Origin of the sequence: Castellaniella sp., from assembly GCF_049671645.1 — a bacterium.
Taxonomy (GTDB): Bacteria; Pseudomonadota; Gammaproteobacteria; order Burkholderiales; family Burkholderiaceae_B; genus Castellaniella.
In genome coordinates this window covers 62,486-79,972 of sequence record NZ_JBATVG010000013.1, presented here as the reverse complement: position 1 = coordinate 79,972, position 17,487 = coordinate 62,486, and the positions used below count along the sequence as shown (strand labels likewise).

The 17,487-nt window shown below is 65.5% G+C and carries 16 protein-coding genes and 1 pseudogene; 9 read left to right on the top strand and 8 right to left on the bottom strand.

Annotation, left to right across the window (positions count from 1 at the left end):
* Window positions 1–33 precede the first annotated feature (33 nt).
* From truB to WBG56_RS04045, 4 genes and pseudogenes are all read left to right on the top strand, one after another.
* Entirely contained in the window at window positions 34–789 is a 756-nt protein-coding gene (truB, locus tag WBG56_RS04060) for a tRNA pseudouridine(55) synthase TruB (RefSeq protein ID WP_424265491.1), read from the top strand.
* Entirely contained in the window at window positions 786–2,606 is a 1,821-nt protein-coding gene (typA, locus tag WBG56_RS04055) for a translational GTPase TypA (RefSeq protein ID WP_424265489.1), read from the top strand. Before truB ends, typA begins: the two co-directional genes overlap by 4 nt.
* A 154-nt stretch (window positions 2,607–2,760) precedes the next feature.
* Window positions 2,761–3,375 (top strand): annotated as a pseudogene (locus tag WBG56_RS04050) (YqiA/YcfP family alpha/beta fold hydrolase); the annotation flags it as partial.
* Between the two features lie 33 nt (window positions 3,376–3,408).
* Entirely contained in the window at window positions 3,409–3,816 is a 408-nt protein-coding gene (locus WBG56_RS04045) for a GNAT family N-acetyltransferase (RefSeq protein WP_424265706.1), read from the top strand.
* Between the two features lie 51 nt (window positions 3,817–3,867).
* Here the strand turns inward: WBG56_RS04045 and WBG56_RS04040 are convergent, their stop codons facing one another.
* From WBG56_RS04040 to WBG56_RS04020, 5 genes are all read right to left on the bottom strand, one after another.
* Window positions 3,868–4,635, bottom strand: a complete 768-nt coding sequence (locus WBG56_RS04040; RefSeq protein ID WP_424265487.1) for an ABC transporter ATP-binding protein — start codon at window positions 4,633–4,635, stop codon at window positions 3,868–3,870.
* Between the two features lie 5 nt (window positions 4,636–4,640).
* On the bottom strand, window positions 4,641–5,351 hold the full coding sequence (hisM, locus tag WBG56_RS04035) for a histidine ABC transporter permease HisM (RefSeq protein ID WP_424265485.1): 711 nt from the start codon (window positions 5,349–5,351) through the stop codon (window positions 4,641–4,643).
* Entirely contained in the window at window positions 5,348–6,037 is a 690-nt protein-coding gene (locus WBG56_RS04030; protein WP_424265483.1) for an ABC transporter permease, read from the bottom strand. Before WBG56_RS04030 ends, hisM begins: the two co-directional genes overlap by 4 nt.
* A 90-nt stretch (window positions 6,038–6,127) precedes the next feature.
* On the bottom strand, window positions 6,128–6,916 hold the full coding sequence (locus WBG56_RS04025) for a transporter substrate-binding domain-containing protein (protein ID WP_424265481.1): 789 nt from the start codon (window positions 6,914–6,916) through the stop codon (window positions 6,128–6,130).
* A gap of 111 nt (window positions 6,917–7,027) precedes the next feature.
* Entirely contained in the window at window positions 7,028–7,699 is a 672-nt protein-coding gene (locus WBG56_RS04020; RefSeq protein WP_424265479.1) for a TIGR00730 family Rossman fold protein, read from the bottom strand.
* On the opposite strand from WBG56_RS04020, the gene polA reads away from it, so the two are divergent.
* Window positions 7,698–10,424, top strand: a complete 2,727-nt coding sequence (gene polA / locus WBG56_RS04015; protein WP_424265477.1) for a DNA polymerase I — start codon at window positions 7,698–7,700, stop codon at window positions 10,422–10,424. The genes WBG56_RS04020 and polA overlap by 2 nt on opposite strands.
* A gap of 30 nt (window positions 10,425–10,454) precedes the next feature.
* On the opposite strand, the gene WBG56_RS04010 is transcribed toward polA, so the two are convergent.
* Both WBG56_RS04010 and htpX read right to left on the bottom strand, forming a co-directional pair.
* Complete coding sequence (locus WBG56_RS04010; protein WP_424265475.1) at window positions 10,455–12,113, bottom strand: Na/Pi cotransporter family protein; 1,659 nt, start codon at window positions 12,111–12,113, stop codon at window positions 10,455–10,457.
* 15 nt (window positions 12,114–12,128) lie between these two features.
* On the bottom strand, window positions 12,129–13,004 hold the full coding sequence (gene htpX / locus WBG56_RS04005; RefSeq protein ID WP_424265473.1) for a protease HtpX: 876 nt from the start codon (window positions 13,002–13,004) through the stop codon (window positions 12,129–12,131).
* Between the two features lie 87 nt (window positions 13,005–13,091).
* On the opposite strand from htpX, the gene WBG56_RS04000 reads away from it, so the two are divergent.
* Together WBG56_RS04000 and WBG56_RS03995 are read left to right on the top strand one after the other, a co-directional pair.
* The gene (locus tag WBG56_RS04000) at window positions 13,092–14,003 is read left to right on the top strand and encodes a DMT family transporter (protein WP_424265471.1); all 912 of its coding nucleotides are present in this window, start codon (window positions 13,092–13,094) and stop codon (window positions 14,001–14,003) included.
* Window positions 14,000–14,866 (top strand): sulfurtransferase, encoded by an 867-nt coding sequence (locus WBG56_RS03995; protein WP_424265469.1) that lies wholly within the window; start codon window positions 14,000–14,002, stop codon window positions 14,864–14,866. Before WBG56_RS04000 ends, WBG56_RS03995 begins: the two co-directional genes overlap by 4 nt.
* Before the next feature lie 77 nt (window positions 14,867–14,943).
* On the opposite strand, the gene WBG56_RS03990 is transcribed toward WBG56_RS03995, so the two are convergent.
* Window positions 14,944–16,074 carry an aromatic ring-hydroxylating oxygenase subunit alpha gene (locus tag WBG56_RS03990; protein WP_424265467.1) on the bottom strand — a complete coding sequence of 377 codons (1,131 nt, stop codon included), beginning with the start codon at window positions 16,072–16,074 and terminating at the stop codon, window positions 14,944–14,946.
* A gap of 198 nt (window positions 16,075–16,272) precedes the next feature.
* Between WBG56_RS03990 and WBG56_RS03985 the strand changes: the two genes are divergently transcribed.
* Window positions 16,273–16,551: an exodeoxyribonuclease VII small subunit gene (locus WBG56_RS03985; protein WP_424265465.1), complete on the top strand. Its 279-nt coding sequence runs from the start codon at window positions 16,273–16,275 to the stop codon at window positions 16,549–16,551.
* Entirely contained in the window at window positions 16,548–17,468 is a 921-nt protein-coding gene (locus tag WBG56_RS03980) for a polyprenyl synthetase family protein (protein ID WP_424265463.1), read from the top strand. The genes WBG56_RS03985 and WBG56_RS03980 overlap by 4 nt, the downstream gene beginning before the upstream one ends.
* The last annotated feature ends 19 nt before the right edge of the window (window positions 17,469–17,487 follow it).

Genomic DNA, 17,487 nt, shown 5'->3' with positions numbered 1-17,487 from the left:
GGGCGGTCGTCACTCATCTGGACGGATTGAACGATGGCTTCCCGACGCGGGCAGATGCTCGACGGTGTCCTGTTGCTGGACAAACCCGAGGGCCTCTCCAGCAATCATGCGCTGCAACGCGCCAAACGCACGGTGGATGCCCGCAAGGCGGGGCATACCGGCACGCTGGACCCCTTTGCCACGGGCCTGCTGATCTGCTGCTTCGGCCGCGCCACGAAAATTTCCGCGGCCATGCTTGAAGCGGACAAGGTCTACGAGGCGACGGTCGCTTTCGGCGAGGAAACCGACAGCGGGGATCTGACGGGCCACATCGTGGCGCGGGCGGACGACATTCCCGCCGTTACGGCCGATCAGCTGGAATCCGTGCTGGCCGGGTTCCGGGGCGACATCGAACAGATTCCGCCCATGGTGTCGGCGCTCAAGCGCGACGGCAAGCCTTTGTACGAATACGCGCGCCAGGGCATCGAGCTGGAACGTCCGCCGCGCCAGATTACCATCCACGCGCTGGACCTGCTGTCGTGTGACGGCGCCTCCGCGCGGCTGCGGGTGCATTGCAGCAAAGGCACCTATGTGCGTACCCTGGCCCAGGACATCGGGCGCCGCCTGGGGTGCCTGGGGCATCTGTCGGCCTTGCGGCGCACGGCCGTCGGCCCCTTCGCGCTTGAACAGGCCATCGGGCTGGAAGCCTTGCAGGCCATGGCCGCGCCGCAGTCGGCGCTCATCCCTTTACACGCCTTGCCGGACGGACTGCGCCCGGCAAGTGTTTCTACCGAGGAAATCACCTTATGAAGCGAGCTTTGCGCAACGTGGCCATCATTGCCCACGTGGACCATGGCAAGACCACTCTCGTTGACCAGCTGCTGCGGCAGTCCGGCACCTTCCGCGACAACCAGCAGGTGTCCGAACGGGTGATGGACTCCGGCGACATCGAGCGCGAGCGCGGCATCACCATCCTGGCCAAGAACTGCGCCGTCGAATACGAAGGGACGCACATCAACATCATCGACACCCCGGGACACGCCGATTTCGGCGGCGAGGTCGAGCGCGTGCTGTCCATGGTCGATGGCGTGCTACTGCTGGTCGATGCGGTCGAAGGCCCCATGCCGCAGACCCGTTTCGTGACGCGCAAGGCCCTGGCCCTGGGCTTGAAGCCCATCGTCGTGGTCAACAAGGTCGATCGCCCGGGCGCCCGTCCGGAGTTCGTGGTCAACGCCACGTTCGATCTGTTCGACAAGCTGGGCGCGACGGAAGAACAACTGGATTTCCCGGTGATCTATGCGTCGGGCCTGTCCGGCTACGCCGGCCTGACCGACGATGTCCGCTCGGGCACCATGCGTCCGCTGTTCGATGCCATTTTGCAGTACGTGCCGCAGCGCGACGACGATGCAGAAGGCCCGTTGCAGCTGCAGGTCATCTCCCTGGACTACAGCAGCTATGTGGGCAAGATCGGCGTGGGCCGGATCAACCGCGGCCGCCTGCATGCCGGTCAGGACGTGGCCATCAAGTTCGGCCCCGAGAGCGAGTCCTTCAAGGGTCGCGTCAACCAGGTGCTGAAGTTCCAGGGCCTGGACCGCGTGTTGGTGGATTCCGCCGAGGCTGGCGACATTGTGCTGATCAACGGCATCGAGGACATCGGCATCGGCTGCACGCTGATGGACCCGGCGACGCCCGAGGCCTTGCCCATGCTGCGCATCGACGAGCCCACCTTGACCATGAATTTCATGGTGAATACCTCGCCCCTGGCCGGACGCGAGGGCAAGTTCGTGACCAGCCGCCAGCTGCGCGACCGCCTGGACCGCGAACTGAAGTCCAACGTCGCCTTGCGTGTCAACGACACCGATGACGACACCGTGTTCGAGGTCTGCGGCCGGGGCGAACTGCACCTGACCATCCTGCTGGAAAACATGCGCCGGGAAGGCTATGAGCTGGCCGTCTCGCGGCCCCGCGTCATGTTCAAGGAAGTGGATGGCGTGAAATGCGAACCCTATGAATTGCTGACGGTGGATGTGGAAGATTCGCACCAGGGCGGCGTCATGGAAGAGCTGGGCCGCCGCAAGGGCGATCTGCAGGACATGCAGCCCGATGGGCGTGGTCGCACCCGCCTGGAATACCGGATTCCGGCGCGCGGCCTGATTGGCTTCCAGAGCGAATTCCTGACGCTGACGCGCGGCACCGGCTTGATGAGCCATATTTTCGACGACTATGCCCCGGTGCGCGAAGGCGGCGTGGGCGAGCGCCGCAACGGTGTGCTGATCAGCCAGGACGACGGCACGGCCGTGGCCTATGCCCTGTGGAAACTGCAGGAACGCGGCCGCATGTTCGTGTCCCCCCAGGACCCGGTCTATGAAGGCATGATCATCGGCATCCATTCCCGCGACAACGATCTGGTGGTCAACCCGATCAAGGAAAAGAAGCTGACCAACGTGCGGGCATCGGGCAAGGACGAACATATCGACCTGGTGCCGCCCATCGCGCTGAACCTGGAATACGCGGTGGAATTCATTGCGGATGACGAGCTGGTCGAAGTCACGCCCAAATCGATCCGCCTGCGCAAGCGCTACCTGCAGGAACACGAGCGCCGCCGCAGCCTGCGCGAATCAGCCTGATCGACGCCCCTGAGCCCGACGGTTCAGACGACCCCGCCCTTCGTGGCGGGGTTTTTCGTTTCCGGAGGGCTGCGCGGCCTGCTGCTCTTACAATAGGGCGAGGCTCCGTCGCGCGCCCTCAGGCGCCCGGAACGCCATTCTTTGCCTGGATATCATGATTCTCTACCTGCACGGATTCCGCTCCTCTCCCGATTCCTTCAAGGCCCGCCTGATGGCGGGCGCGCTGGCTGAACGCGGCCTGGCGCCGGACTGGCTCTGCCCGCAACTGCCGGCCAGCCCCGCCGAGGCATTGAGGCTGGCCATGAGCCTGGTCGCAGGCCGCCTGCCTGCCGGCGCGCAGACCCGGGCAGGGCAGGAGGAAGACAATGCCGCGCGTCTGACGGTCATCGGTTCTTCGTTGGGCGGCTTCTACGCCACCTGGTTGGCCGAACGCCTGGGGTGCCGCGCCGTGCTGCTCAACCCGGTCGTGCATGCGGCCCGGGATCTGGGCACTCAGGTCGGCTCGCATCGCACGTTCCACGGGGACGAGCCTTTTGAGTTCCTGCCTGCGCACGTGGATGAACTGGCCGGGGCGGAAGCCGATATCCGCGTCCTGACGCGTCCCGAACGCTATTTCCTGCTGGCTGCCACCGGAGATGAGGTGCTGGATTGGCGGGATATGCAGGCGCGTTTTTCCGGCAGCCGCCAGCGCATCATCCAGGGCAGCGACCACGGCCTGTCGGATTTCGAGCGGTGGTTGCCTGAAGTCCTGGATTTTGCGCTGGCCGCGTCTCCGGGCACGCCCGCGCGGCCCTGCCGCGTCGTGACCGGCGGCTGGGACACGCTGGGGCCCGAGGCCTCGCGCATCCGGCTGGAAGTCTTCGTCCAGGAACAGCAAGTGCCGCTGGAAGAAGAACTGGACCCCAAGGATGCCCAGTGCCTGCATGCCGTCGCCTACGATGCGGCGGGGCAGGCAGTGGGCACCGGTCGTCTCCTGCCCGACAGCCATATCGGCCGCATGGCCGTGCGCCGGCCTTGGCGGGGCTCGGGAGTCGGTTCCTTGCTGTTGACGGCCCTGATGGATGCCGCCCGTCAGCGCGGCGATGCCGGAGTCATCCTGGCCGCTCAGATGCAGGCCAGGCCCTTCTATGCGCGCCACGGTTTCGTGGAAGAAGGCGATACCTTCATGGATGCGGGGATCGAGCACCGGCTGATGCGGCTGCGGTTCTGATGGTTTCCCCGATCCCGCGCCCGCTGCGGGATGCGCGGCGCGGACGCTGCCTTACTTCAGGTTGCCCGACAAAAACTGCCGCAGCCGGGGGCTTTGCGGATTGTCGAAGATGTCGGCGGGAGCGCCGGTTTCTTCCGCCACGCCCTTGTGCAGGAACATGACGTGGGACGCCAGGTTGCGGGCGAACCCCATTTCGTGGGTCACGACCAGCATGGTGCGGCCTTCCTCGGCCAGTTTCTGCATGACCTTGAGGACTTCGCCCACCAGTTCCGGGTCCAGCGCGGACGTGGGCTCGTCGAACAGCATGACTTCCGGTTCCATGGCCAGTGCGCGGGCGATGGCCACACGCTGCTGCTGGCCGCCGGATAGCGAGGACGGATACTGTGTTTCGACCTTGGGGTCCAGGCCGACCTTGGCCAGATAGTGGCGGGCGCGTTCGGTGGCTTCGGCTCGGCTGAGCTTCAGCACCTGGATGGGCGCTTCGATCACGTTGCCCAGGACGTTCATGTGCGCCCACAGATTGAAGTGCTGGAACACCATGGCAAGCTTCGAGCGCAGGCGGCGCAGCTGGTCCAGATCCGCGGCATGGGGTTCGCCATGCTTGTCGTGCGTGATCTTCAGCAATTCGCCGTTCAGCGACACGGAGCCCTGGTTGGGCTTTTCCAGGAAGTTGATGCAGCGCAGAAAGGTGGATTTGCCCGAGCCGCTGGAGCCCAGGATGCAGATCACGTCGCCGGCATTGGCCTGCAGGGAGACGCCTTTCAGGACCTCGTTGTCACCGTAGCGCTTGTGGATGTTGAGTACGTCGAGTTTGGACATGGATGTTATCGATGGAGGCCCAAGTAGGCCAGTGTACGGCGTTCATACCAGCGGAACAGTCCGATCAGGGTAAACGACAGCCCCAGGTAGAGCAGGGCGGCAATCCCGTAGGACGCGAAAGTCTGGTAGGTCGCGGAATTGGCATCCCGGGCGACCTTCAGAATGTCGGGGACCGTGGCGGTGAAGGCCAGGGATGTGGCGTGCAGCATCAGGATGACCTCGTTGCTGTAGGCGGGCAGCGCCCGGCGCAGCGCCGAGGGCAGGATCACCCGGCGGTACAGGGCGAAGCGCGTCATGCCGTAGGCGCGGGCGGCTTCGATTTCGCCGGCGCCGGTGGCGCGGATGGCGCCCGCGAAGATTTCCGTCGTGTAGGCGACCGTGTTCAGGGTCAGGGCCACGACCAGGCAGTTGAAGCCGTTCTGGAAGAATGCCGCCAGGCTGGGCGTGCCCTTGACGAAGTCCAGGCTGTAGATGCCGGCGTAGATGAACAGGATCTGCACGTACAGCGGCGTGCCCCGGAAGACATAGCTGAACGCCCACAGGGGGATCGACAGCCAGCGGCGCGACGACACCCGGGCCACGGCCAGGAAGATGGAAATGAAGAACCCCATGGACACCGACAGCACCAGCAGCCACAGGGTGATCGCCATGCCCGACAGGCTGCCGTTGCTGGCGTACAGGTAAGCCCGCCAGAATTGATCCAGCACGTCCATCATAGGGACACCTCTCGGACGCCCACGCTGTAGCGCTTGTCCAGCCAGTACAGCACCCCGTTGGACACCGTGGTCAGCGCCAGGTAGATCAGGCCGGTGAGGCTGATGAAGAGAAACACCCGGAAGGTGACGTTGCCGGCATCCTGGGCGACCTTGACCAGATCGGACAGTCCGATGAGGGACACCAGGGCCGTCGATTTCAGCAGGACCTGCCAGTTGTTGCCGATGCCGGGCAGGGCATGGCGCATCATCTGCGGGAACAGCACCCGTCGAAAGACCTGGAATTCACGCATGCCGTAGGCGGTTGCGGCTTCCAGTTGGCCGTGAGGCACCGCCATGAAGGCGCCGCGGAAGGTTTCGGCGAAGTAGGCGCCATAGATGAAACCCAGGGTCAGCACGCCGGCGCCGAAGGGGTCGATGTCGATGGGCTCCAGACCCAGCAGATCGGTGAAGTTGTTCAGGTAGATCTGCAGGCTGAAAAAAATCAGCAGCATCAGCACCAGATCGGGGACGCCCCGGATCAGCGTGGTGTAGGCGGTCGCCAGCAGGCGGGCGCCCCAGGATTCGGACAATTTTGCCCAGGCGCCCAGCAGGCCCAGGGCCAGGGCAACCAGCAGGGACAGCAAGGCGAGCTGGATGGTGACCCAGGTCCCTGCCAGCAACAGGGGGCCGTAGCCGTTCAGAAACATGGAAAACGATCGGGAATGAAGACCGCCCGGTGGTGCGGGGCCGCAAGGGCCGTCCGGGCGGTCAGGGCCTGCGGCATGCCGCAGGCCGGATTATTGGGCGGGGAACTGGATCAGGCCTTCGGCGAAGTATTTCTTCGCGAAACCCTGCAGGGTGCCGTCGGCCAGCATGGCCTTCAGGACCTTGTCCACGTCGGCCTTCAGTTTGTTGCCCTTGCGCAGGCCCATGGCGATGGGGTCGTTCAGGATCGGGTCGTCCAGCGTCATCTGCGCCAGTTCATAGCTGGCGCCCTCGGGCTTGCTGAGAAAGCCCTCGACCGCGCTCTGGGCTTCCTGGAAGGTCGCATCCAGGCGGCCGGCGGTGACGTCCACGTAGGCGTTGGTGTAGCTGGGGTAGGACACCACGGTCACGCCTTTGGGCGCCCAGTATTTGCGGGCATAGGTTTCCATGGTGGTGCCTTGCTGCACGCCCACGCGTTTGCCTTTCAGGGATTCGGCGGTGGGTTCCAGCCCGCTGCCTTTCTTGACCATCAGCTTGACCGGCACGATATACATCGGCGTCGAAAAGTCGATGACCTTCTTGCGGGCTTCGGTGGCCGTCATGGTGGAATTGGCCAGGTCGAACTTGCGGGCCTGCAGACCGGGGATCAGGCCGTCGAAGGACTGGTCGATCCAGACGCACTTGCGCTGCAGGCGTTTGCACAGTTCGTTGCCGATGTCGATGTCGAAGCCTTCGAGTTGACCGTTCGGATTGCGGTATTCGAATGGGGGATAGCCGGCCTCAGTCGCGATTTTGAGTTCCTGGGCATCGGCCGCCGAACTGGCGGCGGGAATCAGACCGGCTGCGATCAGCAGCGCGGCGCCAAGCAAAGTCGTTTTCATCGGGTGATTCTCCTGTGGGGCCGGGATCTGAGTAGCTGCCCGGCGGTAACAAGGCGTGATGTTAACTCAGGTCGCGGCACAGCCGCATCAAGCATTACCCGTAGAGGGGGCTTATTCGGGCAGGACGGGTTCGCGGCTGGGTTCGATCTGGACGGCATCCTGGATCTGGCGGATGACTTCGTCCAGATCGTCGGTGACGGTGAGCAGATCGACGTCGAAGGGGCTGACCGTGCCATTGGCGACCAGCTGGTCGCGGACCCAATCGATCAGGCCCGACCAGAACTCCGTGCCGATCAGAATGATGGGGGCGGGCGGCTGCTTCAGGGTCTGGACCAGCGTGATGGCTTCGAACAGTTCATCCAGGGTGCCGAAGCCGCCGGGGAGCACGACGTAGGCCAGGCTGTGCATGAAGAACGAGGCCTTGCGCGAATTGAAGTATTCGAAGTGCAGGCTATCGGTTTGATAGGGATTGTCGGCGTTTTCCCGGGGCAGGCGGATGTTCAGCCCGACACTGCGTCCGCCGGCTTCGAAGGCCCCCCGGTTGGCGGCTTCCATCAGGCCCGGCCCGCCGCCCGCGATGACCGGCACGCCCAGTTGCGCGATGCGGGCGCCTACTTCCTGGCCCAGTTCGTAAAAGGGGTGGCCGCGCGGGATGCGGGCGCTGCCGAAAACGCTGACGCCAAGGCCTATTTTCTGAAAAGCGATGGCGGCATTGCGCATCTCTGCAATAATCGTGGGAATCTGTTGTTCTGCCGAGACCCGTTTTGTCTTGTTGTTTGTCATGAAAAAAACCTTGTTGCTTGTCGATGGGTCCAGCTATCTGTACCGCGCTTATCATGCGATGCCTGATTTGCGCAACGCGCAGGGCGAACCCACAGGTGCCTTGTACGGCGTCATCTCCATGTTACGAAGGCTGATGTCCGATTACAAGGATACAGCGCAGTACGGCGCCTGCGTCTTTGACGCCCCCGGGGGGTCGTTCAGGGAACAGCTGTACCCGCAGTACAAGGCCAACCGGCCATCCATGCCCGAAGACCTGCGGGCCCAGATTCCTGCCATTCACGAAGCGGCGGCGGCGCTGGGCTGGACTGTGATTGTGACACCCGGCGTCGAGGCCGACGATGTCATCGGCACACTGGCGCGCCAGGCGGCCGAAAACGACTTTTATACCATTATTTCGACCGGCGACAAGGATCTGGCCCAATTGGTGAACGATCAGGTCGAACTGATCAACACCATGTCGGGCGACCGCCAGGACCGCGACGGCGTGATCCGCAAGTTCGGCGTGCCGCCGGAACGCATCATCGATTATCTGATGCTGACGGGCGACACGGTGGACAATGTGCCCGGGGTGGACAAGGTCGGCCCCAAGACCGCCGCCAAATGGCTGAACGAATACGGCAGCATCGATGCGCTGGTGGCGCAGGCGGAACAGATCAAGGGGGTCGCGGGGGCCAATCTGCGCCAGGCCGCCGCCCATTTCCCCATGACCCGCGAATTGTTGACGATCAAGCTGGACTGCGACCTGCCATCCGACTACGCCGTCACCCGCATGGCCTTGCGCTCGCCGGACCAGTCCGTCCTGACCCGCCTGTACGAGGCCTATGGCTTCCGGTCCTGGCTGCGTGAAGTCACCGGCGACCCGGATCGCATCCCGCAGCAGGATGCCCGGGCCGCGCAGCCCGAGGCGACGCCTCCGGCGCCTGACCAGATGCGCTATGAAACCATCCTGGATCAGGATCATTTCGCCCAATGGCTGGCCCGGCTGCGCGCGGCGCCCCTGGTCGCCCTGGATACCGAAACCACCAGCCTGGACCCCATGGCGGCGCGCCTGGTCGGCCTGTCGGTGGCGATTGAACCGGGCCATGCCGCCTATATTCCGGTCGGTCATCGCGCGCCCGGCACCCCCGACCAGCTGGATCGCGCCTGGGTGCTGGACCAGTTGCGGCCCTGGATCGAGGATGCGGCCGCTCCCAAGCTGTTGCATCACGCCAAGTACGATGCCCATGTGTTCGCCAACGAAGGCCTGGTCCTGCGCGGCGTGCGGCACGACACCATGCTGCAGGCCTATGTGCTGCAGTCGCACCGGCGGGTCAACCTGCAGGACCTCTGCATCCAGTGGCTGGGGGTGACCGGGACCACCTATGAAGACCTGTGCGGCAAGGGCGCCCGCCAGATCGGCTTCGACGAGGTCGATCTGGAACGCGCGGCGCATTACGCAGCCGAGGACGCCGACTTCACCCTGCGCCTGCATCAGGTGCTGCTGCCGCAGGTGCAGGAGCATCCGGGCCTGCTGCGGACCTACGAACTGGAGATCCGGACGTCGGACGTGCTGACGCGCATCGAGCGCAACGGCGTGGCCATCGACGCCCAGGCGCTGGCCCGTCAGAGCCATGAGCTGGGCCAGCAGATGATCGACCTGGAGTCCCAGGCGCATGCCCTGGCGGGCCAACCCTTCAATCTGAACTCGCCCAAGCAGCTGGGCGAGATCCTGTTCACGCAGATGCAGTTGCCTGTGCTGCGCAAGACGGCCGGCGGGGCGCCGTCCACGGATGAAGATGTCCTGACGCGGCTGGCGGCCGACTACCCCTTGCCCCGCCTGTTGCTGGACTACCGGGGCATCGCCAAGCTGAAATCCACCTATACCGACAAATTACCGCGCATGATCGATCCGCGCACGGGGCGGGTGCATACGCGGTATGCCCAGGCCGCCGTCATTACAGGGCGCCTGGCCTCGTCGGATCCCAATCTGCAGAACATTCCGGTGCGCACCGCCGAAGGCCGGCGGGTGCGTTCCGCCTTCGTGTCCTCGCTGGGCAGCATCGTCTCGGCGGACTATTCGCAGATCGAATTGCGGGTCATGGCGCATGTGTCGGGCGATGCTAATCTGCGCCGGGCTTTCGCCGAAGGCGAAGACATTCACCGCGCCACGGCGGCCGAGGTCTTTGGCGTGGCTCCGGACCAGGTCGATGCCGAACACCGCCGGGCGGCCAAGGCCATCAATTTCGGCCTGATCTATGGCATGGGGGAATTCGGCCTGGCGTCCAACCTGGGCATCACCCGCGCGGCGGCCAAATCCTATATCGACCGGTATTTCATGCGTTATCCGGGCGTGGCGGACTACATGGACCGCATCCGCCGCCAGGCGCGGGAGCAGGGTTATGTGGAAACCGTCTTCGGGCGGCGCCTGTATTTCCCCGATCTGGCGGGCGCCAAGGGCCCCAGGGCGGCTGCCGCGGAGCGCGCCGCCATCAACGCCCCCATGCAGGGGACGGCGGCGGATCTGATCAAGATGGCCATGGTCGCCGTGCAGGACTGGATGTCCGCGGAAGATCTGCGCAGTCTGATGGTGATGCAGGTGCACGATGAACTGGTGTTCGATGCCGTGCCTGAAGAGCTCGATCTCCTGCGCGAGCGGGTGCCGCGGCTGATGGCCGGGGTCGCCGAACTGGCCGTGCCTCTGGTGGCGGAAGTCGGCGTCGGACGCGATTGGGGCGAGGCGCATTGATATCGCCCCGGGCGCGTCGACGGGGCGGCGTCAGCCCGCGTCGCGCAACCGGTTGGGGCGCAGCTCGCCGTGGCGCGCCAGGATCGGATAGGCGGCGGCATTGACCAGATAGGCATTGACGCCGCCCGCGTCGCGCAGGACTTCCAGGTAAAACGCGCCGACGTCGGCGGCGTCCAGGTGGCCGGTCTTGATGCGTTCCAGGTGCCGGTCGGCGGCCTTGGATTCGAGGTCGCGGAAATACTCTTTCTCGAAGGCCAGATTGCGGGCAACCTGGCGGTCGCCGGAGACGAACAGCGATGCCGCCTGGCGCAGATTGCGTTGCAGGCGGTCCAGCGTGTCGGCCAGTTCGGCCTGCTGTTCGGTGTCCAGCGCCCAGTGTTTCTTGTGCAGGCGGCCGGCGTGGCCCAGCAGCCCCATGCCCGAGACGCTGGCGGCATGGGCGATATTCATCGAAAAGCTCAGGATGACTTTCAGATATTGCTCGTCGTCCGGGCTGAGGCTTTCCTGGTCCAGCGTGGCCAGATAGGTGGTCACGGACTGGTCCAGCTGGCCGATGGCGCCATTCAGATAGCGGGCGCGGCCCATGGCCTGGCTGTCGTCCTGCAGCAGGGCGCGTTGCGTCAATTGCAGGGATTCGCGCAGCAGATCCGTGAGCCGCAGGGATTCGCGGGCGGCCTGGCCCAGAGCCACGGCCGGGACCTCGCGGGCGGATTCGTCCAGGTAGCGGGGGCGGGCCGGGTCGTCGGGGTTGCTGCGTTGCGGCAGCAGGCGCTGCAGCATATGGGCGTAGGGCCGCAATGCAGGCATGAAGCAGGCTGCCACGATCAGGTTGAAAACCAGGTGGAAGTTGGCCACGCCATGGGCGGGGTCATCGCCCATGACTTGCATGATGTCGTGCGACCAGGGCAGCAGGGCCATGCCCAGCAGGCAGCCGGCGACCCGGGTGCCCAGATTGCCCATCGGCAGGCGGCGGGATGCCGGGTTGCCGTCGTGGCCGCCTTCCAGGACCGGATTGATGGCCGTGCCCAGATTGGCGCCCAGCACCAGGGTGTAGGCCAGCGCGGGATCGGCCAGCCCGTGATGGGCCAGCGACATGATGAGCACCACCACGGCCACGCTGGAATGGGATGCCCAGGTGAGCGCCGTGCTGGCCAGCAAAGCCAACAGCGGGGCGTCGCCCAGGGCGTCCAGCGCAGTGCCCAGCATGGGGGCGCTTTTCAGCGGCTCGAACATCGAGACCAGCTCGTTCAGGGACAGCAGCAGCAGGCCCAGACCGATGGCGGCCCGCCCCAGGTCGCGGGTGCGCCCGGGCGCGTAGTGGCGGAACATCCAGACGCCGATCAGCACCAGGCCGGGCGCCAGGGCCGTCGGGTTGAAGGACAGCGCCTGCACGATCAGCGTCGTGCCGACGTTGGCGCCCAGCATGGCGGCCAGGCCCGGCACCAGGGATACCAGCCCGTCCATGGCGAAGCCGGCAATCATCAGGCCGGTGGCGGTGCTGCTCTGGATGGCGGCCGTGATCAGCAGGCCCGTGCCGAAGGCGCGCGGCAAGGACCCCATGGCTCGGCCCATCCACATGCCCAGGGTCTTGCCAAAGGCCCGCTGCACCCCGGTCTGCACCATGTGCACGCCCCACAGCAGCAGGGCGATGAAGCCGCTGAAGGCGATGATGACCTGGAATTCTTTCATGCCGGGCGAGGAAAATCAGGCCTGCTGGCGGCGCAGGGCCTCGATGCGCTGTTCGATGGGCGGGTGCGAGGCGAACAGGGCGCTCAGCGATCCGCCCGCGATTCCGGCCGCCTGGAAGGATTTCGGCAGTTCGCCGGCATCGACGCCGCCCAGCCGGGCCAGGGCGTGGATCATCGGTTCGCGGGAGCCCAGCAGGTGGGCGGAACCCGCGTCCGCCCGATATTCGCGCTGGCGGGAAAACCAGGCCACGATGATCGAGGCGATGACGCCGAACAGGATTTCACAGATGAAAACGCTGGCGTAGTAGCCCATGCCCACGCCGCGTTCGTTCTTCAGGATGGCGCGGTCGATGAAATAGCCCACCAGGCGCGAGAGGAAGATGACGAAGGTGTTGACCACGCCCTGGATCAGGGTCAGCGTGATCATGTCGCCATTGGCGATGTGCGCGATTTCGTGCCCCAGGACGGCGGTGACTTCCTCTTCGGTCATGGAGGACAGCAGGCCCGTGGAGACCGCCACCATGGAATCGTTGCGGAAGGCGCCGGTGGCGAAGGCGTTGGGAGCGCCTTCGTAGATGGCGACTTCCGGCCGGCCGATGCCGGCGCGGTCGGCCAACTGGTGCACGGTGTCCACCAGCCAGGCCTCGCGCTGATTGCGCGGCGCCTGGGGATCGATGACGTGCGCGCCCGTGCTGGTCTTGGCCATCCATTTGCTCATCAGCAGCGAGATGAAGGAACCGCCGAAGCCGATGATGGCCGCGAAGATCAGCAGCTGGGCCGGGTCGATGCCGTTGGCCGTCAGGTAGCGGCCCACGCCCAGCAGGTTCATGGTGATGCTGAGCACCAGCATGACGGCCATGTTGGTGGCGAGAAACAGGATGATGCGCTTCATATGGGGGACGGCTCCGCGAGTCGGTTTTGGTGTGCCCAAAGTGTATAGTATCGGCTTTGAGAACTGTATCCCGTTGTGGTGACAAACATGCAGTCCTTGTGGATGCTGCTGGCCTGTGCGATGTTCGCCATGATGGGTGCCTTCGTCAAGGTCGCGGCCGACCTGGGCGCCACCTTGCCCGAGATCGTGCTGTTTCGCGGCATTCCGTCGGTCCTGTTGCTGTTCTTCTGGGCCCGGTCCACGCGCCGCACCATCCGCCCCTCCAGTTGGCGCCTGCACTTCTGGCGCAATCTCAGCGGGATCGCCTCCATGTGGCTGGGTTTCTTCGCCCTGTCGCAGCTGGCCCTGCCCACGGCCATTAGCCTGAATTACACCGCGCCGCTGTTCATCGCGGGCTGGCTGATGTTCTTCGGCGGCGCCCAGCGCGACCCCGTCCGCGTCCTGGCGGTGCTGGCGGGTTTCCTGGGGGTGCTGGGCATTCTGCGGCCCAGCGTCGAACATGACCAATGGCTCGCCGCCGTGATGGGTCTGGGGGCGGGCGGTCTCGCCGCCATCGCCATGATGCAGATTCGCCAATTGGGTCAGATCGGTGAGCCGGAATGGCGCACCGTGCTGCTGTTTTCCGTCGGCGTGTGCATCAGCGGCGTGGTCGGCATCGGCGTGCAGGGGTGGCGCACGTCCGATCCCCTGGCGCTCCTGGCCCTGGGCGGACTGGGGCTGGCCGGCCTGGTGGGGCAGTTGACCATGACGCGCGCCTTCGGCCTGGGGTCTACCCTGTTGACGGCCGCCCTGCAGTACACCACCATCATCTTTGCCGCGCTGATCGGTATCCTGTTCTGGGGTGATCGACCCGCCCCGCTCGCCTGGGCGGGCATGGCGCTGATCATCGGTTCGGGCCTGTTGTCGGTGTGGCGCACGCATATGGAATCCCGTACCTTGCGGGGCGGCAACCGCCTGCCCGCAGGAACCCAGCAGACCAAGGAGGTAAACCCATCATGACCGACTTATTGATTCAGGCTGAAGCATTGCGTGATCGTCTGAGCCGTCCGGGCTGCCTGGTATTCGATGTGCGCCACGATCTGGGGGATCACCAGGCGGGCCGCCGCGCCTACGAGGCCGGCCATATTCCGGGCGCTTTGTACCTGGATCATGAAACCCAGCTATGCGCGCCGCGCACCGGCCGCAATGGCCGCCACCCCCTGCCTGATCGGGCCGATTTCGCCGCCCTGCTGCGGGCGCAGGGCCTGACGGCGCGGTCCGACGTCGTGGTCTACGATGCGGGCAACAGCATGTTCGCCGCTCATCTGTGGTGGATGCTGCGCTGGCTGGGGCATGAATCCGTGGCGGTGCTCGATGGCGGCTGGGCCGCCTGGCAGGCGCTGGGCGGAGCCGTCGAAACCGGCCCGCGGACGGCTTCCGTCAGCGAGGCCCAGGCCCTGCAGGGCCTGGCGCTGACCGGGCAGCCGTCCATGCCGGTGGTGGACGCTCGGGCGGTACTGGCCAATCTGGACGAGCCCCGTTTCACGGTGCTGGATGCCCGGGCGCCCGAACGCTTCAGCGGCGAGGTCGAACCCATGGATCCCGTCGGCGGGCATATCCCGGGGGCTCTGAATCGACCTTTCGTGCAGAATGTGGACCCTGATGGCCGTTTCAAATCCCCGGCCCGCCTGCGTCAGGAATTCGAGTCCCTGCTGGGCGGTCGCCTGGATCACGGTATCGTGCATCAGTGCGGCTCGGGCATTACGGCCTGTCACAATGTGTTCGCCATGGAACTGGCCGGTTTGCGTGGGTCGGCCCTGTATCCCGGCTCATGGAGCGAATGGTGCAGCGACCCTGACCGGCCGGTCGCGCGCGGTCGCTGAGTTCCGTCCATGCGTGATTGAGCAGGCCCCGGCAGGCGAAGCGGGGCCTGTTTTCCATGGAGTCTCGTGACGACGGCCTACGTCATCAGGCGCCGGTACCAGGCGTGGAAATGCGCCATTCCGTCTTCCAGCGGACTTTGGTAGGGGCCGCATTCGCTGGCGCCGCGTTCCATCAGGGCGCGGCGGCCGGCATCCATCCGTTCGCCGATCTCGTCGTCCTCATCGGCCGTTTCCATGTAGGCGGCCCGTTGCGCCTCGATGAATTCGCGTTCGAAGGCGACGATTTCCTCGGGGTAGTAGAACTCGATGACGTTGACCGTTTCCTGGGGGCTGACCGGATGCAGGGTCGATAGCACCAGCACATGCGGGTAGAGCTCGATCATATGGGTGGGGAAGTACGTCACCCAGATCGCGCCGAAGTCCGGCGCCGACCCCGACCGGTAGTGCAGCAGCCGGTCGTGCCATTGGCGGTAGATATCCGTGCCCGGCTGCCCCAGGGCCTGGTGCACGCCGACTTTCTGCATACTGTGGAATTCACCGAATTCCCAGCTCAGGTCGTCGCAGGTCACGAACTGCCCCAGGCCCGGGTGGAAGGGGCCGACGTGATAGTCCTCCAGGTAGACTTCGATGAAGGTCTTCCAGTTGTAGCGGCAGGTGTGGACTTCGACGTGGTCGAGCTGGTAGCCGCTGAAGTCGAATTCCGGGCGTGCGAACAGGCTGTCCAGATCCTGCCCGGGGTGGCGTTCGCCTTCGAAGAGCAGTCCGTGGTAGCGGTGCAGCGGAAAATCGGCCAGCCGGGCCTGCGGCGGGTCCGAAAACAGGGGGGCGTCAAGCAGCTTGCCCTGGGTGTCGTAGCTCCAGTGATGCACCGGGCACAGGATGCGTCCGCCGGTCTGGCACAGGTTGCCGGATGCGCAGGCAGCGTCGCGGCCGTTCTGGCTGCCCAGCATCAGCGCCTGGCGGTGGCGGCACACGTTGGACAACAGGCGCACGTCGTGGCGGTCGCGCAATAGCACGCGTCCGCCACCTTCGTGGACCAGCGTGCGCCAGTCTCCGGGCTCCGGCACCATCTGTTCATGCCCGACGTAGCGCGCGCTGCGGGCGAAGATCTGCTGGCGTTCCCGTGCCAGGATGTCCGGGTCGAAATAATGCTGGACGGGCAACTGGCTGGCCAGGTCCGCGCCGGAAGGGATGGTTGGGTAGCTCATGATTCCCCCGCCAAGAATGATGCCGGCCAGCGAGGCCGGTGCGAAGAACATGCCCGCCGGGGACGGGACAGGGGCGAAAATTGTACCTCAGTCGGGCGCCGCCGCTTTTCAGGGCTCCCGCGCGCCGCGCGGGAGCGGCATTTCACCCGGCCCCGGGGTTCTCGTACAATTCAGTCTGGACTTCAACGATGAAACCCCATGGTCAAGGAAAAAACCACGCCGCGCCCCGATGCTTCGCCGGCGCAAGAGGCATTGCCCGCTGATTTCGAATCCGCGCTGGCCGAACTCGAATCGCTGGCGGCCCGTATGAACGATGGCAATCTGGGCCTGGAGGAATCCATCGCGCTGTATCAGCGCGGGGTGGCGCTGGCCCGTGTCTGCCAGCAGCGGCTGGATGCCGCCGAGCAACAGGTGCAGGTGCTTCAGGGACAACTGCTGGAACCCTTCGAGGGCGCCCAGGGGCAGGATGCGTCATGACCGCGGTGGCTGGCGCTTTTGATCAATGGCTGCAAGACGCTGTCGTCCATGTCGGCGCGGTGCTCGAGGAAGTGCTGCCCCCCCTGGAAGACGATGGTCCCGCGCGCCTGCACGAGGCCATGCGCTACGCCGTGCTGGGGCCGGGCAAGCGCATTCGGGCGGCGCTGGTGCTGGCGGCGGGCGAGGCCAGCCGCACGCCGGGTGTCGCCTCCGCCGTCCAGGACCTGGGCCTGGACGGGGCGGCGGCCGCCGTCGAACTGATACACGCGTATTCCCTGGTGCACGACGATCTGCCCTGCATGGACGATGACGACTTGCGGCGTGGCCGCCCGACCGTCCATCGCCAGTTCGACGACGAAGCGCTGGCCATGTTGGCGGGCGATGCCCTGCAGCCGCTGGCCTTCGATTGCCTGGTGCAGATGCCGATTGCCCCGGCGCTGATCGTCCAGGCCGTGCAGTTGCTAGCGCGCGCGGCAGGCAGCGACGGCATGGTGGGCGGGCAGGCGATCGACTGCGCCAGCGTCGGGCACGCTCTGTCCATCGAATCCCTGCAGCGCATGCATCGCATGAAAACCGGCGCGCTGCTTGAAGCCAGCGTGCTGCTGGGCGGTGTGGTGGCCGGGGCCAGCTCCACGGTGCGCACCGGCCTGGAATCCTATGCGGCCGCGATGGGGCTGGCATTTCAGGTCGTCGATGATATTCTGGACGTCACGGCGGATTCCGCGACCTTGGGCAAGACCGCCGGCAAGGATGCCGCGCAGGGCAAGCCCACCTACGTGTCCATCCTGGGGCTGGACGCGTCTCGCGAACTGCTGCTGAATTTGCGCGAACAGGCTCACCAGGCCCTGCTGCCGCTGGGGCCTTCGGCCTGCCGGTTGCGGGAACTGGCCGATTACATCATTGGTCGGACCCACTGAACCCGGGAGCCGAGCCGAC

Bases quoted from the DNA above. Each gene is read 5' to 3' on its own strand.
- truB (WP_424265491.1), top strand. From the start codon at position 34: ATGGCTTCCCGACGCGGGCAGATGCTCGACGGTGTCCTGTTGCTGGAC.
- typA (WP_424265489.1), top strand. From the start codon at position 786: ATGAAGCGAGCTTTGCGCAACGTGGCCATCATTGCCCACGTGGACCAT.
- WBG56_RS04040 (WP_424265487.1), bottom strand. From the start codon at position 4,635: ATGTCCAAACTCGACGTACTCAACATCCACAAGCGCTACGGTGACAAC.
- hisM (WP_424265485.1), bottom strand. From the start codon at position 5,351: ATGATGGACGTGCTGGATCAATTCTGGCGGGCTTACCTGTACGCCAGC.
- WBG56_RS04030 (WP_424265483.1), bottom strand. From the start codon at position 6,037: ATGTTTCTGAACGGCTACGGCCCCCTGTTGCTGGCAGGGACCTGGGTC.
- WBG56_RS04025 (WP_424265481.1), bottom strand. From the start codon at position 6,916: ATGAAAACGACTTTGCTTGGCGCCGCGCTGCTGATCGCAGCCGGTCTG.
- polA (WP_424265477.1), top strand. From the start codon at position 7,698: ATGAAAAAAACCTTGTTGCTTGTCGATGGGTCCAGCTATCTGTACCGC.
- WBG56_RS04020 (WP_424265479.1), bottom strand. From the start codon at position 7,699: ATGACAAACAACAAGACAAAACGGGTCTCGGCAGAACAACAGATTCCC.
- WBG56_RS04010 (WP_424265475.1), bottom strand. From the start codon at position 12,113: ATGAAAGAATTCCAGGTCATCATCGCCTTCAGCGGCTTCATCGCCCTG.
- htpX (WP_424265473.1), bottom strand. From the start codon at position 13,004: ATGAAGCGCATCATCCTGTTTCTCGCCACCAACATGGCCGTCATGCTG.
- WBG56_RS04000 (WP_424265471.1), top strand. From the start codon at position 13,092: ATGCAGTCCTTGTGGATGCTGCTGGCCTGTGCGATGTTCGCCATGATG.
- WBG56_RS03995 (WP_424265469.1), top strand. From the start codon at position 14,000: ATGACCGACTTATTGATTCAGGCTGAAGCATTGCGTGATCGTCTGAGC.
- WBG56_RS03990 (WP_424265467.1), bottom strand. From the start codon at position 16,074: ATGAGCTACCCAACCATCCCTTCCGGCGCGGACCTGGCCAGCCAGTTG.
- WBG56_RS03985 (WP_424265465.1), top strand. From the start codon at position 16,273: ATGGTCAAGGAAAAAACCACGCCGCGCCCCGATGCTTCGCCGGCGCAA.
- WBG56_RS03980 (WP_424265463.1), top strand. From the start codon at position 16,548: ATGACCGCGGTGGCTGGCGCTTTTGATCAATGGCTGCAAGACGCTGTC.